Genomic DNA, 19,498 nt, shown 5'->3' with positions numbered 1-19,498 from the left:
TGAGAGCCTGCAAAGCAGGCTCAAATTTTATTGATTTTTATTTTGAATGACGAAACACAACCAATTACTTGAACAACAATGGAAGGAAGTTACGCAGTGAAACACGGATATTACGCCCATCATGAATCTCACCCGGTTCAACGATGGCCTGATATTTAATTCCACGCTCACTCAGAAACGTTTTCATCAGTTCGAAAGTTTGGATCAGAGGTTCATCGCTTCCAACACTCATAAAGACCAACTTCATATTTGCGTCTGAATTCAGTTCAGGAATATATGCTCCTAACTTTTTCATGTCAGGTACGCGGTTCAGATCAGGCCCAGTGTAATGGTCATAATGCAGCTTGCTTTCAATCTGCACACCTACACCCGGCCAGGTCGGGAAGCCGCCGCTGAAAGTACCAATCGAGGCAAATACATTCGGATTACGTGCTCCAGCCATAAAGCCTTGTGCACCAGGAGAGGAGAAACCGCCGATTGCACGATGCTCTCGGTCCGCCAATGTACGGAATGATTTATCCACGAAGGGGACGATGTTATCTACAATCGCCTGAGATGCTTCTACATATTTTTCAGATGTCTGGTTTCCTCCACCATGGAAACTGGAGTTCCCCAGCGAACTTCCTCCTGGCGCATCCGGGTCGAGAACAACCACAATCATCGGTTGGATACGTTTATCTGCAATCATGTTATCAAGCAAGTTGAAGATGAAAGAGTCTTCATTCGCCCGAGAACCATCATGTGCGCCGCCTAACGTGAGATATAAAACCGGGTAGCGCTCTGATGAATTGAAATAGCCTGGTGGGGTATAGATGGTAAAACGCTTCTGACTGTCCATATACGGCACAGACGTGTAAGTAACACTGCCTTTAGAAGCGGAATTTGCCACGAAGTCGTCAGCTTTTGCACCAGGAATAGCAAATTCATTGTTTGCCAGCCCGGTTCGAGGAGACTTACGGCCAAACTCAGGCATCGCTTTAACACCATCAACGATAAACTGGTAATTCCAGATATCGGAAGCCAGAGGCCCCACAGTGGTGGTCCACACGCCATCAGCGCCTTTAGTCATAGCAACCCGACTATCCCCTTTCGCTCCACCAGGCCAGCCACCCTGCACTTCTACTTTAGAAGCTTCCGGCGCACGAATGCTAAAAACCACTTTATTATCAGGTAAGACCTTAAAAGGCTGAGGCGGTTGAACCCATTTATGTTGCCCGCCTTTACCCCCATCATGAACCTGAGCATGAGGATCATTAGCTGGCTGAGGCAAGTCAGCAAACGCCTGATGGCACAAAACTGCCGAGATCATAACCGCAAGAGAACGCAAAACAATGCCACGTACTTTTGTCTGATTCATACCATGTCCATATTAGAAGTTATAAACCGCACTAATTATCAGGAATTTATTTAGATAAGCAGAAGATAAGAAGCCGATACTCAAAGACCCGAAAGTAGAATTACTCTCCATGCAGGATAATATTTGGAGTTATGGTGCCATTGACCATCCCTTCTTATTCGCGGCTAAGATAGCAGATATGAACAGACATGCAATTGCTTATGAAAATCATTATCACTATACAATATTATCGCAAGATAATGATATTTGAGTGATTTTTCAACGAAAAGATAATTTATGTGGCCATACTTAAATAACAAAAATATTGTGACTTAATTTGCAAACCTTTAAAGGAATATGTTTCACAAATGAAACAATGCAACGAATTCCTTAATTTTATCTGGTGTTAATTGCGCTGCTGGATTACTCGGGTTCTACAAGGCAATGTAAAAAATTTGTCTTTTCTCAATCAGAGGGAACGGTTGAACTTTTATCCTTTTGCAAGTAACCGGGACTATACGAATCCACCACTGGCGGTGCGCTGCGTCGCTTCTTGTTCATTAGCGTCATGCACAGTACCGCCAGTGGGCCATAGACTCGCTGTAATAAAGAAAAAATAAATTCCGCCGGGAAAACTCATCGCGATTGAACAGATCTACACGGTCAAAAAACAATTAGCCCCCTACTCCCTTTTTAGGACGTTAGCGAAGAACAGTGGATTCCGTTTATTCCCCAACCTGGGAAACGTTATTACTTTGCTATTGACTATCGCGTACGCGAAATATCGGAAAATTATTTCATCCCAATCAAACTCAGTCGAGAGATGTTGTGAGCACATTCCCACAACTGCCACAGCCTAACTGGGACGTTACCAAGCGTTGTCGGCATATAATCAAGGTTGAATAAAGTTTTGTCTGTCTAACCGCGTGAGATTCTGTGACGTTGCCAGCTTTGCATAGTTTTATCCGCATTGCTATCAAAGCTGGGCGTTTTTAACAGAACAATATATGAGTCATCAGAAGGTGTTAATAGTCACACTTCTCTCTTGCACCGAGGACAGTTTTGCCAGTTGTAGTAAACTCATTACCATTCCAGGTTATGTAGTCAGAATTACATACTTCGTTTTCTACCCATTTTACCGACACAGAGTTATCTTTAACCCCGTACCGTAACTGAAGCATATAGTATTCTTCCCCACCATAAGGAAAACTGAAGACCTGCCCTGTCGCTACGTCCCCCACAAATGAAAAGTTGCAACTGGTGCCGCACCCGACAGTCACTATGGCATAGTGGCCCGCAAAATTTGGTCCAGTCTTCATTTCGTTGGTAATTTTTGTCTTAAATCTGGCGTATTGACTGTCTCTTCCGTTGAAATCCGGGAGGTGGATTGTTCCCCGATAAACTTGATTCATTGGAAGCCTGGAGCCGGTCTCTGCATGTGCTTGTGTAGATGAAATGCATAGCAAAGCTGAAGCTAAAAGAATGGAAGCGGTTCTCATTTTTATATCCTGCCAGGTTATCATCCCGATAAAAGTTTGCTTTAACATATTGTAAGCGCATCCATTTTAACCATAGGCCGTGGTTCTGTCTCGAATTTTTATGCGAATAAAGCACTAATATTAGGGAGGCACGGCTGAGGATATAAATAAGGGCAGTTCTAACTGTCCTTATTTTTATATACTAACTCACTTCAGTACCCTTTGAATCAATGAATTTTCTGTGTCCGCCAAAGCTCTTTTTACGTAAACATTTAAGCGTGCCTTTACCCAAATCATGCCTGTCAACTCCACCTTATTCCGGCACGACCGTAAGCACAGGTTAATCGCCATTGGCGTTATTTAATGCTCCTGCCGGGAGTCGTGCCAGAACAGACGCCATTCAACCGAGAGCGATACCTGTCAGTGGTTCGAAGCTGGCGATACGCTGGAGTGGCTCATCTGAGTTCAGTTTGTACTGCCATAAATTACCGCCCAGGTCAGTAATCCAAATCACTCCACGAGGATGATCTATGGCTAATCCGATACCTTCGTCCAAACCCGTAGCAAGGATACGATGATCGGTAAATTCGCCGTTTTGCACCGAAGCACAGTTTAACGTGTTTCCCCCTTGCAGCTTGTCTCCCCTGTCTGTCCAGTACATCAGGTTATTGTGGAAATCGAACTCCAGATCTATCGGTTCCGGTAAGTTTTCCATTACAGGCTTAATATCCTGCCGTGTTGATGCCGTTTTTCCTTCAGGGAGAGCGAGTGATGCACGCATAATGCGCCCCTTCCCACCTTTTGACGGTCCTTTCTGGGTCCAGTAGATAAAATCATTTTTCAGATCAATCGCGATCCCAACACAATGCCGCGTATAGTCTCTGGCATCTTTGGGAAACAGCCCCGTCTGAATCAGTACCGTCAGATTTGAGCCATCATCATTTGAGCGAAGAACGCGCATTCCTTCTCGATCGCACCAGTAAAGATGACCATTATCGCTGTCGTGGAGAAGCTGCTTACCCGTAACAAACACCCCATTTTCAACCAGGCGCTTACGGCCAGAACCGTCCAGGTTCGCGGTTTCAACACTGCCATCGGCCTGGAAAAATTCCAACGTATCAGGCTCTTTGTGCTCCCCCATATTTGTCCAATAAATCCGCTTATTTATAACATCTATGGCAATGCCATCGGGATGGGATCCTAAGCCGGAAACAACTGAAGTGCGTTCCCCGGTTTCAGGATTAAATTCAATGATGTCGCCTGAAAGCGGCTGTAGCAGGAAAAGACTGCCTGTACTCATGAAACCCCCACTCAATTTATACTGAAATGTTCGAACGCCGTTGTACCCCACTCGGTGAAAAACTCACTGCGGAATCAGTAACCGGCAACGTAGAGGTAATTCTGACACAACTGGCTTGCAGGCTCACCGCTCTTGCTAAATCTGGCAGCAGGGAAGTGAAGAAGCGTAATACATAGATGTGCTGACAACATAAGCCGCACAACACACAAAATGTTACACCTCCTTAAGAAAAGATCACATTAAATGTAATTTGTGAAATTTTACCGTCAGTTTTGTGATACAGGTTAAGTTTTTATATCCCTATAATTATTGAGAGATTGAATTTATGTCACCACGCCTGTGGCTGGCAGCATTCAGTCATAACAATAGAATCACACATGGCAGGTCATTTATTTATGGTTGAGCAATCAAGTCGTGTTTCGCGCAGGCGTTTGTTGCAGGGAATGGGTGCACTGGCTGCACTGACGGTTATTCCCGCATTCCCTTCCTATGCCAGCGCCCCCGAAGACAGTAGTTTCACAAAATTATCCACCCTGCTAACCGGTAAATCACAATTACCGGAAAACTTTACCAGGGTCCTTCTTGCCGCATTCTCCAGAATTGACAGCAGTTTCAGCAGTAAAACGTCCAGACTTCAGCAGTGGATTGACCAACACGCAGTGAGCGCCAATGAAATGAGCAGCAAGCTGGCAGCCGATCCCTCAGTAGCCGATTTAGCCCACCTCCCTACCGACATTTTGACTGGTTGGTATCTCGGGGTCGTCGGCAAAGGAGACAACGCCATTTGCGTGGCTTATATCGAAGCGCTCGCGAATCAGGTTGTGGCCGACAAGCTCAAACCACCGACCTACGCTTACGGCGCTTATGGCAGTTGGGCTGCAAAGCCGCTCTAACCCCTGGGTTCAATCTATCCATTGAGATTAAGTAACTAATATGTCTGAAACTATTACTACTGATATTGTCGTTATCGGTTCCGGGGTCGTGGGCGCATTAACCGCCCGTAAGCTGGCGCTGGCGGGACGCCAGGTTCTGATGCTGGAGGCTGGCCCGCGTATTGAACGAGACACCATTGTCAGCAATTTCCGTCATTCTGCCCGTAAGGACGATTTCATCGCTCCCTACCCAAATTCAAAAATCGCCCCGTTTCCGGATTACAAACCTGAAGATAACGGTTATCTCGACCAGACGGGTCCAAAGGACTATAAACCCGAATATCTGCGCGTTGTCGGTGGGACCAGCTGGCACTGGGCAGCCCAGGCATGGCGATTGGTGCCGGCTGATTTTCGCCTGAAAACTCAGTATGGCGTTGGACGCGACTGGCCGATCAGTTATGACGATCTCGAACCGTATTATTACGAGGCCGAACTCCTCTGGGGCGTATCAGGCCCGCCAGAAATGGCGAAATATTCACCCAGAAAACAGCCATTTCCGATGCCTCCCGTCACCAAATCGTGGCTTGAGCAGCGAATTACCGACCGCCTGGCACCGAAATATGAAGTGCTGACGAATACCACCGGGCGTAACTCACTGCCTTATGATGGTCGTCCTCAATGCTGTGGTAACAATAACTGCATGCCAATCTGTCCGATTGATGCGCAATATCACGGTGGCATTGCGGCGGATGCCGCTGAAAAAGCGGGTGTCAAACTGCTGCCACAGGCGGTGGTTTACAAACTGGAGCAGGACGGGAAAGGTAAGATCACGGCCGTTCACTATTACGACTGGAACAAACAATCTCACCGGGTAGAAGCGGAGATCGTCGTACTGGCGGCAAATGCGGTTGAAACACCCAAAATATTGTTCATGTCTGCCGATGCGAAAAACCCTCATGGTCTGTGCAATAACTATGACCAACTGGGACGTAATTTGATGGACCATCCATCAAACTCCGTCACCTTTTTCGCTGATGAACCCCTCTGGCCCGGACGCGGCCCCATGAGTCCCTCTTCTATCCAGCAGTTGCGTGATGGTGCTTTCCGTTCTGAATCCGCCGCGTTTCGTATTGATATTTCCAACTCATCGCGGGTCGCCGGCGTCACTGCGGGTGCAATTAAAGAAGGTCTTACCGGTCAGGCACTGGATGACGCTATCCGGTTTCGCGCCTCCCATGAACTGAGTTTTAAGAACGTGTTAGAACAATTGCCCGATCCTAACAACCGTACCATGCTGAGTACCACGAAAAAGGATGCGTTGGGTTTACCCACCCCGGCATTCTCCTATTCATTCGACAGTTACGTTGAAAAAGGGATGCAGCACTCCTTAGCGGTGTACGCCGATATTGCCAAAATGCTGGGTGCCACCAATGTGCGTTACTCCACGCCGGGCGTGTATAGCAATAACCAACACATTACCGGCACGCTGGCGATGGGTTTTGATGAAAAGACCTCAGTCACTGACCATCATGGCAAAGCCTGGGAATACGACAATCTCTACATGGTATCGACGGGTGTCATGCCAACCGTTGCTACCGCAAACTCAACCCTCACCGCTTGCGCGCTCGGATTACGTACTGCCGACGCCATTCTTGGCAAAATTTAAGGAGAGCCGTAAATGAAAAAGACGCTTTCTTTAAGTCTGACAGGCGTGGCGCTGGCACTCTCCTTGAGTGCAGCAGCTAAGGCTGATGAGTCGGCATCCGCTGCACTTATCGCCAAAGGGCAGTATCTGGCCACCGCAGGAGATTGTGGTGCCTGTCATACTGCGCCGGGTGGCAAACCCTTTGCCGGTGGATTATCACTCCAGACGCCGCTCGGTAGTATCTACAGCACCAACATCACACCGTCGAAAACAGCAGGTATCGGTGATTACAGCCTGACTGATTTTGAAAAAGCGGTACGTCATGGGGTACGCAAAGATGGCGCAAACCTCTATCCAGCCATGCCTTACACCTCGTACTCGAAGGTTACTGATGAGGATATGAAGGCGCTGTACGCGTATTTCATGCAGGGTGTCCAACCCGTCGATGACAAAGGGCCGCAAACCGATCTGCCCTTCCCCTTCAATATTCGCCTGTCGATGGCAGGATGGAATTTGTTGTTTGCAGACGATAAACCGTTTACGCCGGATAACAGCAAATCGGCTGAATGGAATCGGGGCGCGTATCTGGTTGAGGGGTTAGCCCATTGCTCCACTTGCCATACACCACGCAACGCCCTGATGGCTGAAGAGTCGGGTAAGGCGCTGGCCGGTGCATCTCTCGGTACCTGGTTTGCACCTAACATTACCTCGGATGTCCATGCAGGTATTGGTAGTTGGTCAAATCAGGCATTGTCTGCTTATCTCACTACCGGTAATTCAGGGGAAGGATCGCAGGCAGGTGGCCCGATGCTGGAAGCCATCAACAAAAGCTTCAGTCACCTGACGCCCAGCGATATCAAAGCCATTACCGCATATTTGCGCGATGTACCCGCACAGCAAATCAATCCAACGGCAACGCAAACGCAGATAACCCCGGCAAAGCAGGTGAATGAGCTGGACCTGTTATCGGGCAATGCTTCCGAAGGCGCAAACCTGTATAACAGCCACTGCGCCAGTTGCCATCAGCTGTCGGGAGAAGGACGTAACGGACTCCCTGCCCTGGCTGGCAACGCGGCACTTCGACGCCCGGTGGCGGATAACGCTGTCATGGCAGTGCTGGATGGTCTGGTACCCGACCACGGACAAGCGATGCCAGCTTTCTCCCGGCATATGAACGACCAACAGGTTGCCACGTTGGTTAACTATCTGTTCGATAATTTTGGCGATGCCCGTGTTCAGACCACACCCGAGCGCGTGAAAGAGTTAAGAGCAGGCGGCAAACCTTCGCCGCTATTAGCCGTGGCGAAAGGCGGTATGGTCGCTGGTGGTGTTATTGTCCTGGCGATTCTTCTGTTTTTCGTACGCAGACGACAACGAAAGTAGGGTAAATATCAGGCGATGGTATCTGCCATCGCCTGATGTGTTCTGATAACTACCTACTGAGTTTACTCAAATGAGTAAATGAGCATTTACGGATGAAGTCACCCGCAGATTTTACCGCCGTGAAGTGTAGGCTGACCTACCGCGATAGTGACCGCGAAATTATTGCGCAAAGCCTCTTCCTCTTTCAGCGAAACAGCCTTACCACACCTGACATATTGTCCGCGCCCTGTCCGGCGTCAATAGCTCGCTGGAATACCGCGCGCGCACCATTCAGTGTCGGGGCATCCTGACCAGATGCAGTGGACTGCAAAATGTATCCGAAGTCTTTTTCAATCAATTCTGAGGGGAACTGCGGGGTATAATTTTCGCTCATCATTAACCCGGAAATACCGCCAGCCAGCGGACTCCAGCATGACGTGCCGGAAACCGCATTCAGTACGCGGGCCACATCAGCCCCCTCCTGATTAAGGATGCCAATGATCTCAGCAATTGCGGTGACCTGAACGCCCATCAGGGCATTGGTGGCCAGTTTGGTCAGTGCCGCTGAACCGTGCGCACCGGTGTGGTAAACCACAGACCCCATCTGGAGAAGCACAGGCTGGATTTTTTTGATCACATCCTGTTCTCCGCCAGCAAACCAGACCAGGGTTCCTGCTTCAGCCTGAGGCCGTGAGCCTGATACCGGTGCTTCAACGAAGTGCCTGGTGTGCGCAGCCATTTCTGCGGCAAGCGTCTTAATCCAGCCCGGCGTGAGAGTACTGCTCTCTATAGCAATTGAATGCGGTTGCATACCGGCAAGCGCACCGTGCTCGGCATCAAGCCAGACCTCATGTGAGGCATCATCATCGCGCACCATTGATAAAACCACATCAGCACTGGCTACTGCTTCACGCGGCGTTTTGCCGATGATAGCCCCGGCAGAAGCCAGTTCCTTAACAGCCGCCGGCGTGCGGTTCCAGACAGTCAACACATGCCCGGCTTTCAGCAGATTAGACGCCATACGGCTTCCCATCGCGCCCAACCCGATAACGGTGATATTTGCCATTGTCAGTTCCTGTTTTTTCCAGACGGCCACTCAGGCCAGATAATTACTGTTTGGCTTGTTCCGCAGCCTGGACCAGACCTGTCAGCCAAAGTTGGTGAGCGTTGAGCATAGGATTAGGTAATGTGTTGTGCAGTTGTTGAGCAGGAACACCAATCTGGCTTTCTTCTGTCAGGATGCGCAGGCGCCCCCCCGGAAGATTCTCCAGTAACCAGGCGTGATGAACATCGAGATGATGCTGGGCATCACCTTCTACCCAGCCATGCCAGGCGATGCGTGCTGGCCCACCATTAACGGATGGCTGAAACTCAGTGACCTCAGACTCAACCGGGAAACCAAATGTGGTGAATTTAAAACGGGTTCCCATATGTAGTTCTGTTTCACCTTTCTTATGAAAAATGATGTTTGCTGCGTTTTTGTAGTAGGTCGGCCATTCAGACGCATGAGTGAGCAAAGGCCAGACATCATTGATAGTGAGTCCCTTAACGACCACTTCATTAGAAACATAGTTATCTGTGGTGCCCGGGGTAAACTTTTTGGGCCATACAATGACAGGGCCGTATCCCTCAGTCTGCATCTGCGGAGATACCTGTTGCTGTGCGGCATGACTTCCCACGGCGAAAAGTGAAGCAGAACTCAGGAGGGCAGCCAGTAGTGTTTTTTTCATTTCTTAATCCAGTCAGTGTGTCGATGAATCAATGGTGGCAGCACTTAAGAAATAAAGAAAATTATGATTTATGATTTTTGATATCAACTTCTATGATATCAAAAATCAGCGGATGGTTATGATCTGGCAACACCTTCATCACAGGGTCGAGCTCAGCCGTACTGAAAATCCGACCCTGACAGATACAACTCATTTCATGACTCAGGATTAAGGATGTCTTCAACCTGCTGCGATGACAGGTCTACACCAAAGAATTGGCTATAAAAATCATGCGTTTCCTTAGCCATATCGATATCAGCAAATCGCGTCGGGTAAAGGGTTTTCGCCAGCCATAAGATCTGTATTGCCTCTTCACTGGTTTCCCTGCACCACCAGAACATCCCCTGTGGATTGACATACACCCGGTGCTGTTTTACCGCAGACACAGCCTGCCACGCGGGAGAATGCATGATTTCATCGGCATCGCGTCTGTTCATGGCAACAATTGCCTCAGGATTACTGGCGATGACTTTCTCCAGCGGGACTTCACCCATGTTGTTCCGTTTTACGCCAAACCAATGTTCTGCCACGTTGCGCGCGCCAGCTAAATCCATCCAGTCCTGGTTGAGAGAAGGACGACCACTGGTCGTTAGTGGGCTTCCCATGCTGTGATAAAGTGTTACCTGTTCACTTTCCGGCAGCCCTTTCAGTCGTTGCTTTATCAGCGCGATATTGCGGTCAAAATAGTGCTGATAACGATCGTTAATAACCTGTGCCGATGGCCCCAGTGCCTGCGCCGTCAGTGATACCCGCTCACGCAAGGCATCCATAGAATTCGCTTTCAGCTCCAGCGTCTTAACACCGGCCTGAGATAACAGTTCGGGTTGTGACAAATGCATATTGGTGGGAATGATCAGTAGCTGAGCATTGAGTGCGATAACCTGCTCAGGATTGATTTCATGCGCACTGTTCACACCAATGACCGGTACTTTTTCGATGCCTGGATAGATCTGGCGAAACAAAGGAATGCGTTTGGCAATTTCTGAGGTGCCAACAATATTGGGTCCATAACCCAGCATGGCAATAATGGTATTTTGTGCAGGCCAGGGAGACGCGACACGAATATCGCTGTGCGTCTCATTTGCAGCATTACCATACAACGGCCAGGCTAACAGGGCGGCGAATAAAACCGTCGTTAATCGACGAATAAAGTTTTCCATAAAATCCCGGTGCCTCCTGGCGGGAGACACCGCTCCAAATATTAGAAATCGAAAGTGACTGAAGCGCGAACTTCACGGCCGTTGCCGACAAAGGCACTTGCCGAGCTGCCACTCCCGTCGGTATCACCCGGGAAAATAGACGCCCAGTAGTGTTCATTCGTCACGTTATTTACTGCAACGCGCAGTGTGGTGGGGATATTTCCAACCATCGTGGTGTAGCGGGTACCGAGATCCAGGGTGGTATAACTGTCTGCCCATGTGGTATTCAGATCATTACCTGCACGCTTGCCGGTATAATGCACATTGGCGCTGTATACCAGTTCTGGCATGGAAGGCAGGTTGTATTCCACCAGCACATTCCCCTGAACTTTCGGCACGCCGACCACCCGTTTATTACTGGTGTCTTCCGAAACGGTGTTTTTCAATTTCGGATCAAGGAAAGTGACGCCGCTATAGATATTCAGCCCGTCAAACACATTTCCGCTGGCGGTGAGTTCGAGTCCTTTATTGAGTTGATCACCCTGCTCTTTGTAAACCATGTCAGAAGGGTCAACGTAAGCAAAGGGACGTTTCAGGCGAAACAGCGCGGCACCCAGATTCAACCCCTGAACCTGCGCTTTCAGCCCAATTTCATATTGCTCGCTGCGGTAAGGGTCGAGTGTCTGCCCCTCATTTTTAATGCCTTCACCTGTTGCCGCCGTGCCACCCTGTTCAAGCGAGTCGGCATAGCTGATATATGCCATCAAGGCTGGGGTGATCGAATACATCAACGCGACATTCGGGCTTAAGCCATCCTGGCTAACCACCCCGGTTTTCTGGCCCGCATTACTGTAGTTGCTGGTCTCCAGCCAACTCTGGCTGAGATAGAACATCGCTGACCACTGTGGATTGAAGGTGACGGTATCGCCAACGGTGATATTTTGTTGCGTGGTCACACTCGATTTATAACGCGCACCATCAGTGATAATTTTGCCATCACCCGGTTCCTGCATAGCCGACGGATCATAATAGTTAGTCGTTCCCAGACTATAACGTTGGGTACTGCCTTTAGCGGTCCAGATAGACCATACATATCCTCCCGTGGAGAAGGCCAGGTCATGACCGATACTGCCCGTATCGACGTGTCCGTTCAGCGTCAGCGTATTGCTTAATACTCTGAATCGCCCCGCTGCCGCAGAATCAGAAAGGGAGCGACTGAGTGTCCCCGAATTATCGGTAATCGTGTTAGATACGGTGCGCATTGCCCGGTCAGCCTGCTGGAAGCCAACCCCGGCATTCACTGACCAGTTACTGTTCAGGTAATGAATCAGGTGGGTGCTGATGGTGTCAGTGGTCAGGTCATTACCTGACGTCGGCAACGTATAGTTTTTATTATTCGGATTAGGTGCTTTCGGCAGATTTATGCTCTCACCATAGCTGAAGCCACCAACATAACCTTTTTGTATAAATTCATAATGGCTGGCATCAAGTTGCAACTGCGTCCCCGGTCGGATATTCCAGTCAAACGCGACTGCGACCAGTTTGCGGCGTAACGTGCTGTCCTTCACGTTACCCTCACCCTCTTCATTAAGAAGATTCACCCGGTAGCCAAACTTATCGTCATCGCCAAAATGCCCCCCCAGGTCGACGTGACCACTGTAAGCATTGCGGCTTTGATACCCCAAAGTAACCCGATGCAGGGGTTGTTCAGTGGGACGTTTGGCAACAAAATTAAACTGACCCGCCGGGCTGGCGGGGCCATAAAGTGCCCCCGTCAAACTGTTCAGTACATCAAGTCGCTCTAACATCTCTACCGGAAATGCGGTGGTTGAAACGATATTGAGACCATCAAGACGGCTGTTTGCCACCACGCTACCCTGCATCCCCCGGCTTTGTGGCCGCCCAACGTCCATGCCACCGCGTGCCTGCATCTGCGTACTGGGTGAATATTTCAATAATTCGCTGACGCTTTTCGCCTGCTGATTATCAATCATCTGGTGAGTAACGGTCGTGGTCGAGTACGGCGTTTCAGTCCATGACTTGTTGCCAATGGGACCCAGGTTGACATCCGGCGTGGTAAACCCTGCCCCACCCTGACTGTCTGAATAAATGTCCCCCGAGGGCACTGCGTTAACCACCATCTGCTCATCATGGGTGGGTTCTTTTGCCGACGTGCTTTTATCTTTTGTCGCAACAGGCTCATTCGTTACTGCTGCACCGACCATCCCAGGCAAACCGGCGAGTAGTATCGCGATTAATCTCTTGTTCATATCATTGCGTTATATAGTTATTTATATTACGAAAAAGGAGCAAGGAGAATACATCTGCAATTAATGATTAGCAATTATTAAAAACATTGAAAAAATGCAACAGGAGTAATCACTCACAGTAAATAACAAGATCTAAACAGGACGTTTATATGTATTTACTATATGATTCCGGGCGTAAACTTAGATGGTTGCATATCATTATATTTTCTTTCATTCGCGAAAATAAAAATACAAATCAATGAGTTAAGAAAGTTGCATTGATGGGGCGATAATAATTAAACTCCAGGAAGACCAATGGAGTGATATAAATCACATAAAACACACATTAATTTCGACAGTTGAAAACACGCCATACACAGACATGTTCTGCATATTTAACCTTCACAGGTGACTAAAATCGCCATCAGACATTAACATTTTTTCTATTTACTCGTGCGGTAAAATTTCGACAGGAAATATTCCATTGTTCTGATGGCTGCGCAGAGCATTCGCTCTTCTTTATCTGACCTCTTTAACCTGTAACCACCACCGTATCCAGCGAACGAAGGGCAAAATCAATCATGGCGATAAGCTCTTCTCTGGATGATCCATCACGCGCCTGCAAGGAAATCGCCTGGGTTATGCCATAAAAAAACGCCGCCATTTGCCCAATATCGGTTTCTGCGGGAATGTCGCCGTCATGACGTCCACGTTCAATACGGGCGGTAATCGCCTCAACAATCTTGTGCCGTGCCTGCTTAAGGTACAGCCTTGCCTGTTCATTTCCCGGCAGGCAATTCACTACCCCGAGGATCAGCATACATCCGCCCGGTTGATGGGCGAGCGCAGCCTCAATGCTGGTCAGGAACATATTACGCAGCGCCTGCCGCAGCGTTGGCGGCGTCTCCAGCGCCAGCCGCGACCCTTCTCCGACTGTCACCAGGTAATGATCCACCGCCTCACAAAATGCGGCTTCTTTGGACCCAAATGCAGCGTAAAAACTGGGCGGGTTAATGCCTGCTGCGGCAGTTAAATCAGAGAGTTGCGCACCTTCGTAGCCGCGAATCCAAAAAACCTCCATCATCGCCTGCAAAGCCGCTTGCCTGTCAAAACTGCGGGGTCTTCCGCGAGAAGTCATAGCACACCATTTCTGTAAATATCACTACAAAATTATTGACTGCATCATCCAGCCGGGTTAGAACCAATTATATATTTTTGACTACAGAATAGAAGGCGCATGATGTCTGAGCGACAACCGGTTGAGGTTATTGAGGAATTTTTGCAACGTGCGGCAACATCGCCAGATGTTTCCACCATTGCTGAGCTGGTCAGCGAGGAGGTTGACTGGTTCGTGGCGGGAGATGTGGCGGTTGTGCCGTGGATTGGCCGCAAGCACGGCAAAGCCGGTGCCGTCGAGTTTTATCGGCAGATCCGCGAGCAGATTAGCTCGGAACACTTCGAAGTCGGCGAGATGTTGGTGCTGGGTGGCAGAGTAATGATCCCCGGCAGGCTGGCCTCCCGGGTGAACAAAACCGGAAAACTGATCGAGAGCGAGTTCGTGCTTGATTTTACGGTGACTGATGGCCTGATTACGCGTTTTCGGCTGTTTGAAGACAGTTACGCTGTCGCACAGGCCTGTGTCTGAAACGCTGGTTAAGCTGACGGTTAACTTTTTTGCGGCGATTCACTGCTGTTCTCGCCACGTATCGCCTTTAACCCAGCCAGAGAAAAAAGTTTGAAATGCGCAGTCAGCGCTTGCGTCTGCATCGCGACAATTTCCTGCACCGGACCAGGTATACGGTTCCCGGCCACCATCAGCATCATGCAGGGTGCCACGACACTGAGCATACAGGGAAGCAGGCGGGGATCATCCTCTGTAAGACCGGCTGCCTGCGCAACAATCCGCCTGACTGACTGAATTTTTCCTGCACCTTCTGAGTTGATAAAATCACCGAGTTGTACCGAAGGAGACAACAGTTCTCGTGCAAATACGCGTCCGTGCCAGTCATCCGGATTGCTGAGTTTCGCCAGAAACGTTTCCAGAAATACACCCAGTTTATCTTCAGCGGGAAGGTCTGATGCTGCTAACTGAGCAAGCTGATCACCATCCAGGTAATGATGATGAGCCAGTGTCAGCACAGCCAGATATAGCCCATCTCTACCGCCAAAGTGATAGTTGATCGCTGCCAGATCAACATTGGCTTTTTTGGCGACCTCTTTGTTAGTGGTCTGAGCAAACCCCTTCTCAGCAATCAATTCCCCTGCTGCCTCCAGAATGCTCTCGCGGGTGATATCTCCATCGCTGCGTCGTGCTCTGCCCATTATTCAAAATGCCCGGATAAGTTATTTATGATCATAAGGGGTTTATTATCACACAATTAAAGTTTAAATTAAATTTAAACTAAGCATCAGGGAGCATCAGGACGCAATGCCTATGAACAAAAAAATCATCGCGGGAGGGATCGTGGCGGCTCTCATCGTTGTCGCAGGCGCTTTCTGGTTGTTTGGCAGAAACAACCAGAATACGGGTCAACTGACACTGTATGGCAATGTCGACATCCGTCAGGTTTCACTGGCATTTGAGAATAATGGCCGGATCAGTACGGTTACCGTTGATGAAGGCGACCACGTCAAAGCCGGGCAGATTCTGGCTACGCTGGATACCAAAGCGCTGGAAATTCAGGAACAACAGGCTGTGGCGCAGTTGGATGTTCAAAAGCAGACCGTTCGTGAACAGCAGGCGGGCGCGCGTCCGGAAGAAATCGCACAGGCGAAAGCGCAACTGGCATCCGCTCAGGCACAACTGCAAAAAGCCACTGAGGATATCACCCGGATCCAGCGGATTTCAGCCACCACGGGTGGTAAAGGTATCAGCAAGCAGGAACTGGATATGGCCAGAAGTTCCCTGCTCATTGCACAGGCGAGTGTGAAAGAGCGACAGGCTAACCTCACGTTAATGGAAAAAGGAGTTCGAAAAGAACAGCGTGAGGCATCGGTCGCTCAGGTCCGCGCCACACAGGCCCAGCTGGCACTGATGCAGTACCACATTTCACAGGCCGAGTTACGTTCTCCTGTCGATGCTGTGGTACGCGCCCGTCTTCAGGAGCCGGGTGACATGACCGGACCTCAGAAAGCCGTCTTCACTCTGGCAATGAGTGAACCTAAATGGGTTCGGGTATGGTTGAGCCAAAATGATCTTGGCCGGGTGAGGTCAGGCATGACCGCCCAGATCAGGACAGACTCCTTTCCTGATAACCCCGTGCAGGGCTAAGTCGGCTTTATCTCTTCTGTCGCCGAATTCACCCCAAAATCGGTTCAAACCGAGGAGCTACGAACCAATCTGGTATACGAAGTGCGAATTGTTGCTGAAGACCCGAATGATGTATTGCGTATGGGACAGCCTGCAACGGTCACTATCAACACTCAACCAGAGAAACAACATGATGCCACTCACTGATCGTCAGGACGTGGTGGTGGCTCAAGATTTAGTGCGCGAGTTTCCTGCCCCTGGGAAAAATATGCCAGACCTGCGAGCGCTGGATGGACTCACGCTGAGGATTCGTGCCGGTGAGGTGACGGCGCTCGTCGGGCCGGATGGTGCTGGTAAAACCACCTTTCAACGACTGATCGCCGGACTGTATACCCCCACATCGGGTACCCTGACAGTTCTGGGGACCGATGTGGTTGCTGACCCGCAATCTGTGCAAAACCGCATCAGTTATATGCCGCAACGATTTGGTCTTTATGAGGATCTGAGCGTGCAGGAGAATCTTGACCTGTATGCTGACTTGCATGGTGTCCCAGCCGGGGAAAGGCAGTCACGTTTTGCCCGTTTGCTGGCTATCACTGACCTTGAACGTTTCACCGCTCGCCCGGCAGGAAAGCTGTCTGGCGGTATGAAACAGAAACTGGGTCTGGCCTGTACCCTGGTGCGCTCCCCGGATTTGTTATTGTTGGATGAACCCAGTGTCGGGGTTGATCCGCTTTCCCGTCGCGATTTATGGAAGATTATTGAGCAACTTGTCCAGGATGAAAATCTGAGCGTTATCATCAGCACAGCTTACATGGATGAAGCTGAACGATGTGCTCAGGTTTACATTTTGGATCAAGGTAAAATTCTCGCCTCTGGCACACCAGACGAGCTTCGACAGGTCGCCAAGGCAGCACATGGCAGGCAATTCCGGCATCCGGAATCAAATCACGTACATTGCAGGCACATTTACTTGAACAACGGGAAAAGATTGCTGACGCCGTCCCTAAAGGGGATGCCGTAAGGTTTATTTGTCAGTCCCCTGAAGACACATCGACCCCTGCCGGGATAAACGCCACACCACGCGAACCTGAGCTTGAAGACGGCTTCATGCTGTTGCTGCATCGTGCACAGCTGAAGGAACAACCCTCAACATTCTCTGCCCCGGTGAAGCCAGAAATGGTGTCATCCCGTGATTCCGCAGATGACAACGATAACCCTGTCATCCTTGTAAAGGATCTGGTCCGTAAGTTTGGTGATTTTACTGCGGTTGCCAGCACCTCTTTTGGGGTAAAACGTGGGGAGATTTTCGGTCTTCTCGGACCGAACGGCGCTGGAAAGACCACCACCTTTCGGATGCTGTGTGGACTGCTGCCTGCGACCAGTGGTCAGCTGGAAGTCGCCGGAATGAATCTGCGAACCGCAAGAGCAAAAGCGCGTGCCCGCATTGGCTATGTGTCGCAAAAGTTTGCTCTGTACGGCAATCTCAGCGTCAGGGAAAACCTGACATTCTTTGGCGGTGCTTATGGCTTGTCCGGGGACATGTTAACTCGACAAATTGAAGCCTCTCTTAAACAGTTCAAACTCAATCCTGATGCTATCAGTGGTGAATTGCCGGGTGGGTTTAAACAACGTTTGTCCATGGCTGTCGCATTACTGCATCAACCCGAAATCGTCTTTCTTGATGAACCAACCAGTGGTATCGATCCGCTGGCCAGACGCCTTTTCTGGTACACCATCGGGGAGCTGGCAGATAAGGGGATCACCATCATTGTCACCACTCACTTTATGGAAGAAGCCGAGTATTGCGACCGCATAGCGATTCAGGATGCAGGAAAAATGCTGGCACTGGGTACCCCAGGAGAAGTACGACAGTTTGCCGGGTTGCATCACGATGTCGATATGAATACGGCATTTATTGCGATTGTCGAGAATGCTCGAGCCAACGCCATAGGGAGAGGGTCATCACATGCATGACTCCACATTCTTTCATCGTCTTATCTCGCTGACACGGAAAGAGACACGCCAGTTGGTTCGTGATAAAAGCAATCTGGCCGTGGGTTTCCTGTTACCCGTGGTGCTAATTCTTTTATTTGGTTACGGTATTTCTTTCGACCTTGCCAATGCCCGTGTTGCTGTCGTTCAGGAACAACATACTCCGCAAAGCCATCAGGTGATTAGCGCATTGCAGGGAAGTCGCTATCTGTCAGTGCAGGAGTATCCAAACTTCGTTACGGCACAGAGGGCGCTGCAACAGGGGAAAACGGATGCCATTGTCCGTATTCCTTCAGATTATGCGCAGAGTAGTAGCGTCGGCACAGGACAGTTGCAGGTAATCCTGAATGGGGCGGTGACCAGCGTCGCATCTGCCGCTCAGAGTTACATTACCGGGGCACTGGCCGTGCAGTCTGCCGTTGAATCAGACAGGCAAAATACCCCCTCGGTGGTGGGTTCTGTTTCCATCGAGCAGCGTATGTGGTTTAACGAAGCCAGCAACAGCACCTGGTTCATCGTTCCTGGGATCATTGTCCTGATTCTGACGCTCATTGGTGCCTTTCTTACCGGGTTACTGATAGCCAGGGAGCGAGAACGGGGAACGCTTGAAGCGTTGTTTGTCACCCCGGTTCGCCCACTGGAACTTGTACTCGCCAAACTTGCCCCGTATATGGTGATAGGCACGGTTGACCTGATGATGTGCCTTCTGGCTGCACATTATCTTTTCGACGTCCCCATCCGTGGCTCTCTGTTCGCTATCATCATCGCCTCTTTGCTCTACCTGCTGGTGGCACTGGGTATGGGGCTGGCAATTTCTGGGTTTGCGCCGAGTCAGTTCATGGCAAGTCAGGTGGCACTGATTGCGAGCTTTATGCCAGCCATGATGCTGTCAGGATTTGTCTTTGATCTTCGCAATTTGCCGCTGGCAATCCAGGTAGTCAGTCAGATCCTGCCTGCCACACATTTCATGTCTCTGATAAAAACGCTTTTCCTGGGGGGGAATGACTGGCCATTGTTTTTCCGCCAGTGCGGCATTCTTTTGCTTTACGCAGTGCTGCTTATTAACGCTTCGCGGATCTCACTTCGTAAACGGTTGAGATAAA

General features: G+C 49.7%; 15 protein-coding genes and 1 pseudogene. 7 read left to right on the top strand and 9 right to left on the bottom strand.

All coding sequences use genetic code 11. The features are described 5' to 3' along the window. Positions 1-64: 64 nt before the first annotated feature. The 3 genes from L579_RS08955 to L579_RS08945 form a co-directional block, all read right to left on the bottom strand. Positions 65-1,357: an esterase gene (locus L579_RS08955; RefSeq protein WP_021183929.1), complete on the bottom strand. Its 1,293-nt coding sequence runs from the start codon at positions 1,355-1,357 to the stop codon at positions 65-67. 1,004 nt (positions 1,358-2,361) lie between these two features. Continuing rightward, positions 2,362-2,883, bottom strand: a complete 522-nt coding sequence (locus L579_RS08950; protein WP_036626028.1) for a hypothetical protein — start codon at positions 2,881-2,883, stop codon at positions 2,362-2,364. 331 nt (positions 2,884-3,214) lie between these two features. Continuing rightward, complete coding sequence (locus L579_RS08945; RefSeq protein WP_021183928.1) at positions 3,215-4,114, bottom strand: hypothetical protein; 900 nt, start codon at positions 4,112-4,114, stop codon at positions 3,215-3,217. A 377-nt stretch (positions 4,115-4,491) separates the two neighbouring features. On the opposite strand from L579_RS08945, the gene L579_RS08940 reads away from it, so the two are divergent. From L579_RS08940 to L579_RS08930, 3 genes are read left to right on the top strand one after another with little or no spacing between them, the layout of a single operon-like run. Then, positions 4,492-5,007, top strand: coding sequence for a sorbitol dehydrogenase family protein (locus tag L579_RS08940; RefSeq protein WP_200864662.1), 516 nt, complete (start codon positions 4,492-4,494; stop codon positions 5,005-5,007). A 40-nt stretch (positions 5,008-5,047) separates the two neighbouring features. Then, a complete protein-coding gene (locus tag L579_RS08935) occupies positions 5,048-6,652 on the top strand; it encodes a GMC family oxidoreductase (protein WP_021183926.1) in 1,605 nt (534 codons plus the stop codon). Between the two features lie 12 nt (positions 6,653-6,664). Continuing rightward, a complete protein-coding gene (locus L579_RS08930) occupies positions 6,665-8,014 on the top strand; it encodes a cytochrome c (RefSeq protein ID WP_021183925.1) in 1,350 nt (449 codons plus the stop codon). Between the two features lie 184 nt (positions 8,015-8,198). Here the strand turns inward: L579_RS08930 and L579_RS08925 are convergent, their stop codons facing one another. The 5 genes from L579_RS08925 to L579_RS08905 all read right to left on the bottom strand — a co-directional run bounded on the left by L579_RS08925 (position 8,199) and on the right by L579_RS08905 (position 14,234). Next, positions 8,199-9,089 (bottom strand): NAD(P)-dependent oxidoreductase, encoded by an 891-nt coding sequence (locus L579_RS08925; protein ID WP_255341960.1) that lies wholly within the window; start codon positions 9,087-9,089, stop codon positions 8,199-8,201. Between the two features lie 13 nt (positions 9,090-9,102). Continuing rightward, positions 9,103-9,633, bottom strand: coding sequence for a polyketide cyclase (locus tag L579_RS08920; protein ID WP_036626223.1), 531 nt, complete (start codon positions 9,631-9,633; stop codon positions 9,103-9,105). Positions 9,634-9,917: 284 nt separating this feature from the next. Beyond that, positions 9,918-10,922, bottom strand: a complete 1,005-nt coding sequence (locus L579_RS08915) for an ABC transporter substrate-binding protein (protein WP_021183922.1) — start codon at positions 10,920-10,922, stop codon at positions 9,918-9,920. Between the two features lie 41 nt (positions 10,923-10,963). Beyond that, the gene (locus tag L579_RS08910; RefSeq protein ID WP_036626024.1) at positions 10,964-13,171 is read right to left on the bottom strand and encodes a TonB-dependent receptor; all 2,208 of its coding nucleotides are present in this window, start codon (positions 13,169-13,171) and stop codon (positions 10,964-10,966) included. Between the two features lie 511 nt (positions 13,172-13,682). After that, complete coding sequence (locus L579_RS08905) at positions 13,683-14,234, bottom strand: TetR/AcrR family transcriptional regulator (RefSeq protein WP_235056577.1); 552 nt, start codon at positions 14,232-14,234, stop codon at positions 13,683-13,685. A 153-nt stretch (positions 14,235-14,387) separates the two neighbouring features. On the opposite strand from L579_RS08905, the gene L579_RS08900 reads away from it, so the two are divergent. Further along, the gene (locus tag L579_RS08900; RefSeq protein WP_235056576.1) at positions 14,388-14,795 is read left to right on the top strand and encodes a nuclear transport factor 2 family protein; all 408 of its coding nucleotides are present in this window, start codon (positions 14,388-14,390) and stop codon (positions 14,793-14,795) included. Between the two features lie 20 nt (positions 14,796-14,815). Here L579_RS08900 and L579_RS08895 read toward each other — a convergent pair whose 3' ends face one another. After that, positions 14,816-15,472 carry a TetR/AcrR family transcriptional regulator gene (locus L579_RS08895; RefSeq protein ID WP_021183918.1) on the bottom strand — a complete coding sequence of 219 codons (657 nt, stop codon included), beginning with the start codon at positions 15,470-15,472 and terminating at the stop codon, positions 14,816-14,818. 112 nt (positions 15,473-15,584) lie between these two features. Here L579_RS08895 and L579_RS08890 point away from each other — a divergent pair, with 112 nt between their 5' ends. The 3 genes and pseudogenes from L579_RS08890 to L579_RS08880 all read left to right on the top strand — a co-directional run bounded on the left by L579_RS08890 (position 15,585) and on the right by L579_RS08880 (position 19,497). After that, positions 15,585-16,421 carry an HlyD family efflux transporter periplasmic adaptor subunit gene (locus L579_RS08890; protein WP_235056575.1) on the top strand — a complete coding sequence of 279 codons (837 nt, stop codon included), beginning with the start codon at positions 15,585-15,587 and terminating at the stop codon, positions 16,419-16,421. Between the two features lie 169 nt (positions 16,422-16,590). Then, positions 16,591-18,377, top strand: a pseudogene (locus L579_RS24335) (ATP-binding cassette domain-containing protein). Continuing rightward, the gene (locus L579_RS08880; RefSeq protein ID WP_021183916.1) at positions 18,370-19,497 is read left to right on the top strand and encodes an ABC transporter permease; all 1,128 of its coding nucleotides are present in this window, start codon (positions 18,370-18,372) and stop codon (positions 19,495-19,497) included. The pseudogene L579_RS24335 and the gene L579_RS08880 overlap by 8 nt, the downstream one beginning before the upstream one ends. Position 19,498: the final 1 nt, after the last annotated feature.

Origin of the sequence: Pantoea sp. AS-PWVM4 (assembly GCF_000468095.1) — a bacterium.
Classification (GTDB): Bacteria; Pseudomonadota; Gammaproteobacteria; order Enterobacterales; family Enterobacteriaceae; genus Pantoea; species Pantoea phytobeneficialis.
This window is presented reverse-complemented; position numbering and strand designations above follow the sequence as displayed.

Coding starts and splice junctions, on each gene's coding strand:
- L579_RS08895 (WP_021183918.1), bottom strand. CDS start 15,472: ATGGGCAGAGCACGACGCAGCGATGGAGATATCACCCGCGAGAGCATT.
- L579_RS08880 (WP_021183916.1), top strand. CDS start 18,370: ATGCATGACTCCACATTCTTTCATCGTCTTATCTCGCTGACACGGAAA.
- L579_RS08915 (WP_021183922.1), bottom strand. CDS start 10,922: ATGGAAAACTTTATTCGTCGATTAACGACGGTTTTATTCGCCGCCCTG.
- L579_RS08945 (WP_021183928.1), bottom strand. CDS start 4,114: ATGAGTACAGGCAGTCTTTTCCTGCTACAGCCGCTTTCAGGCGACATC.
- L579_RS08950 (WP_036626028.1), bottom strand. CDS start 2,883: ATGTTAAAGCAAACTTTTATCGGGATGATAACCTGGCAGGATATAAAA.
- L579_RS08940 (WP_200864662.1), top strand. CDS start 4,492: ATGGCAGGTCATTTATTTATGGTTGAGCAATCAAGTCGTGTTTCGCGC.
- L579_RS08890 (WP_235056575.1), top strand. CDS start 15,585: ATGAACAAAAAAATCATCGCGGGAGGGATCGTGGCGGCTCTCATCGTT.
- L579_RS08920 (WP_036626223.1), bottom strand. CDS start 9,633: ATGCAGACTGAGGGATACGGCCCTGTCATTGTATGGCCCAAAAAGTTT.
- L579_RS08905 (WP_235056577.1), bottom strand. CDS start 14,234: ATGATGGAGGTTTTTTGGATTCGCGGCTACGAAGGTGCGCAACTCTCT.
- L579_RS08910 (WP_036626024.1), bottom strand. CDS start 13,171: ATGAACAAGAGATTAATCGCGATACTACTCGCCGGTTTGCCTGGGATG.
- L579_RS08930 (WP_021183925.1), top strand. CDS start 6,665: ATGAAAAAGACGCTTTCTTTAAGTCTGACAGGCGTGGCGCTGGCACTC.
- L579_RS08900 (WP_235056576.1), top strand. CDS start 14,388: ATGATGTCTGAGCGACAACCGGTTGAGGTTATTGAGGAATTTTTGCAA.
- L579_RS08935 (WP_021183926.1), top strand. CDS start 5,048: ATGTCTGAAACTATTACTACTGATATTGTCGTTATCGGTTCCGGGGTC.
- L579_RS08955 (WP_021183929.1), bottom strand. CDS start 1,357: ATGAATCAGACAAAAGTACGTGGCATTGTTTTGCGTTCTCTTGCGGTT.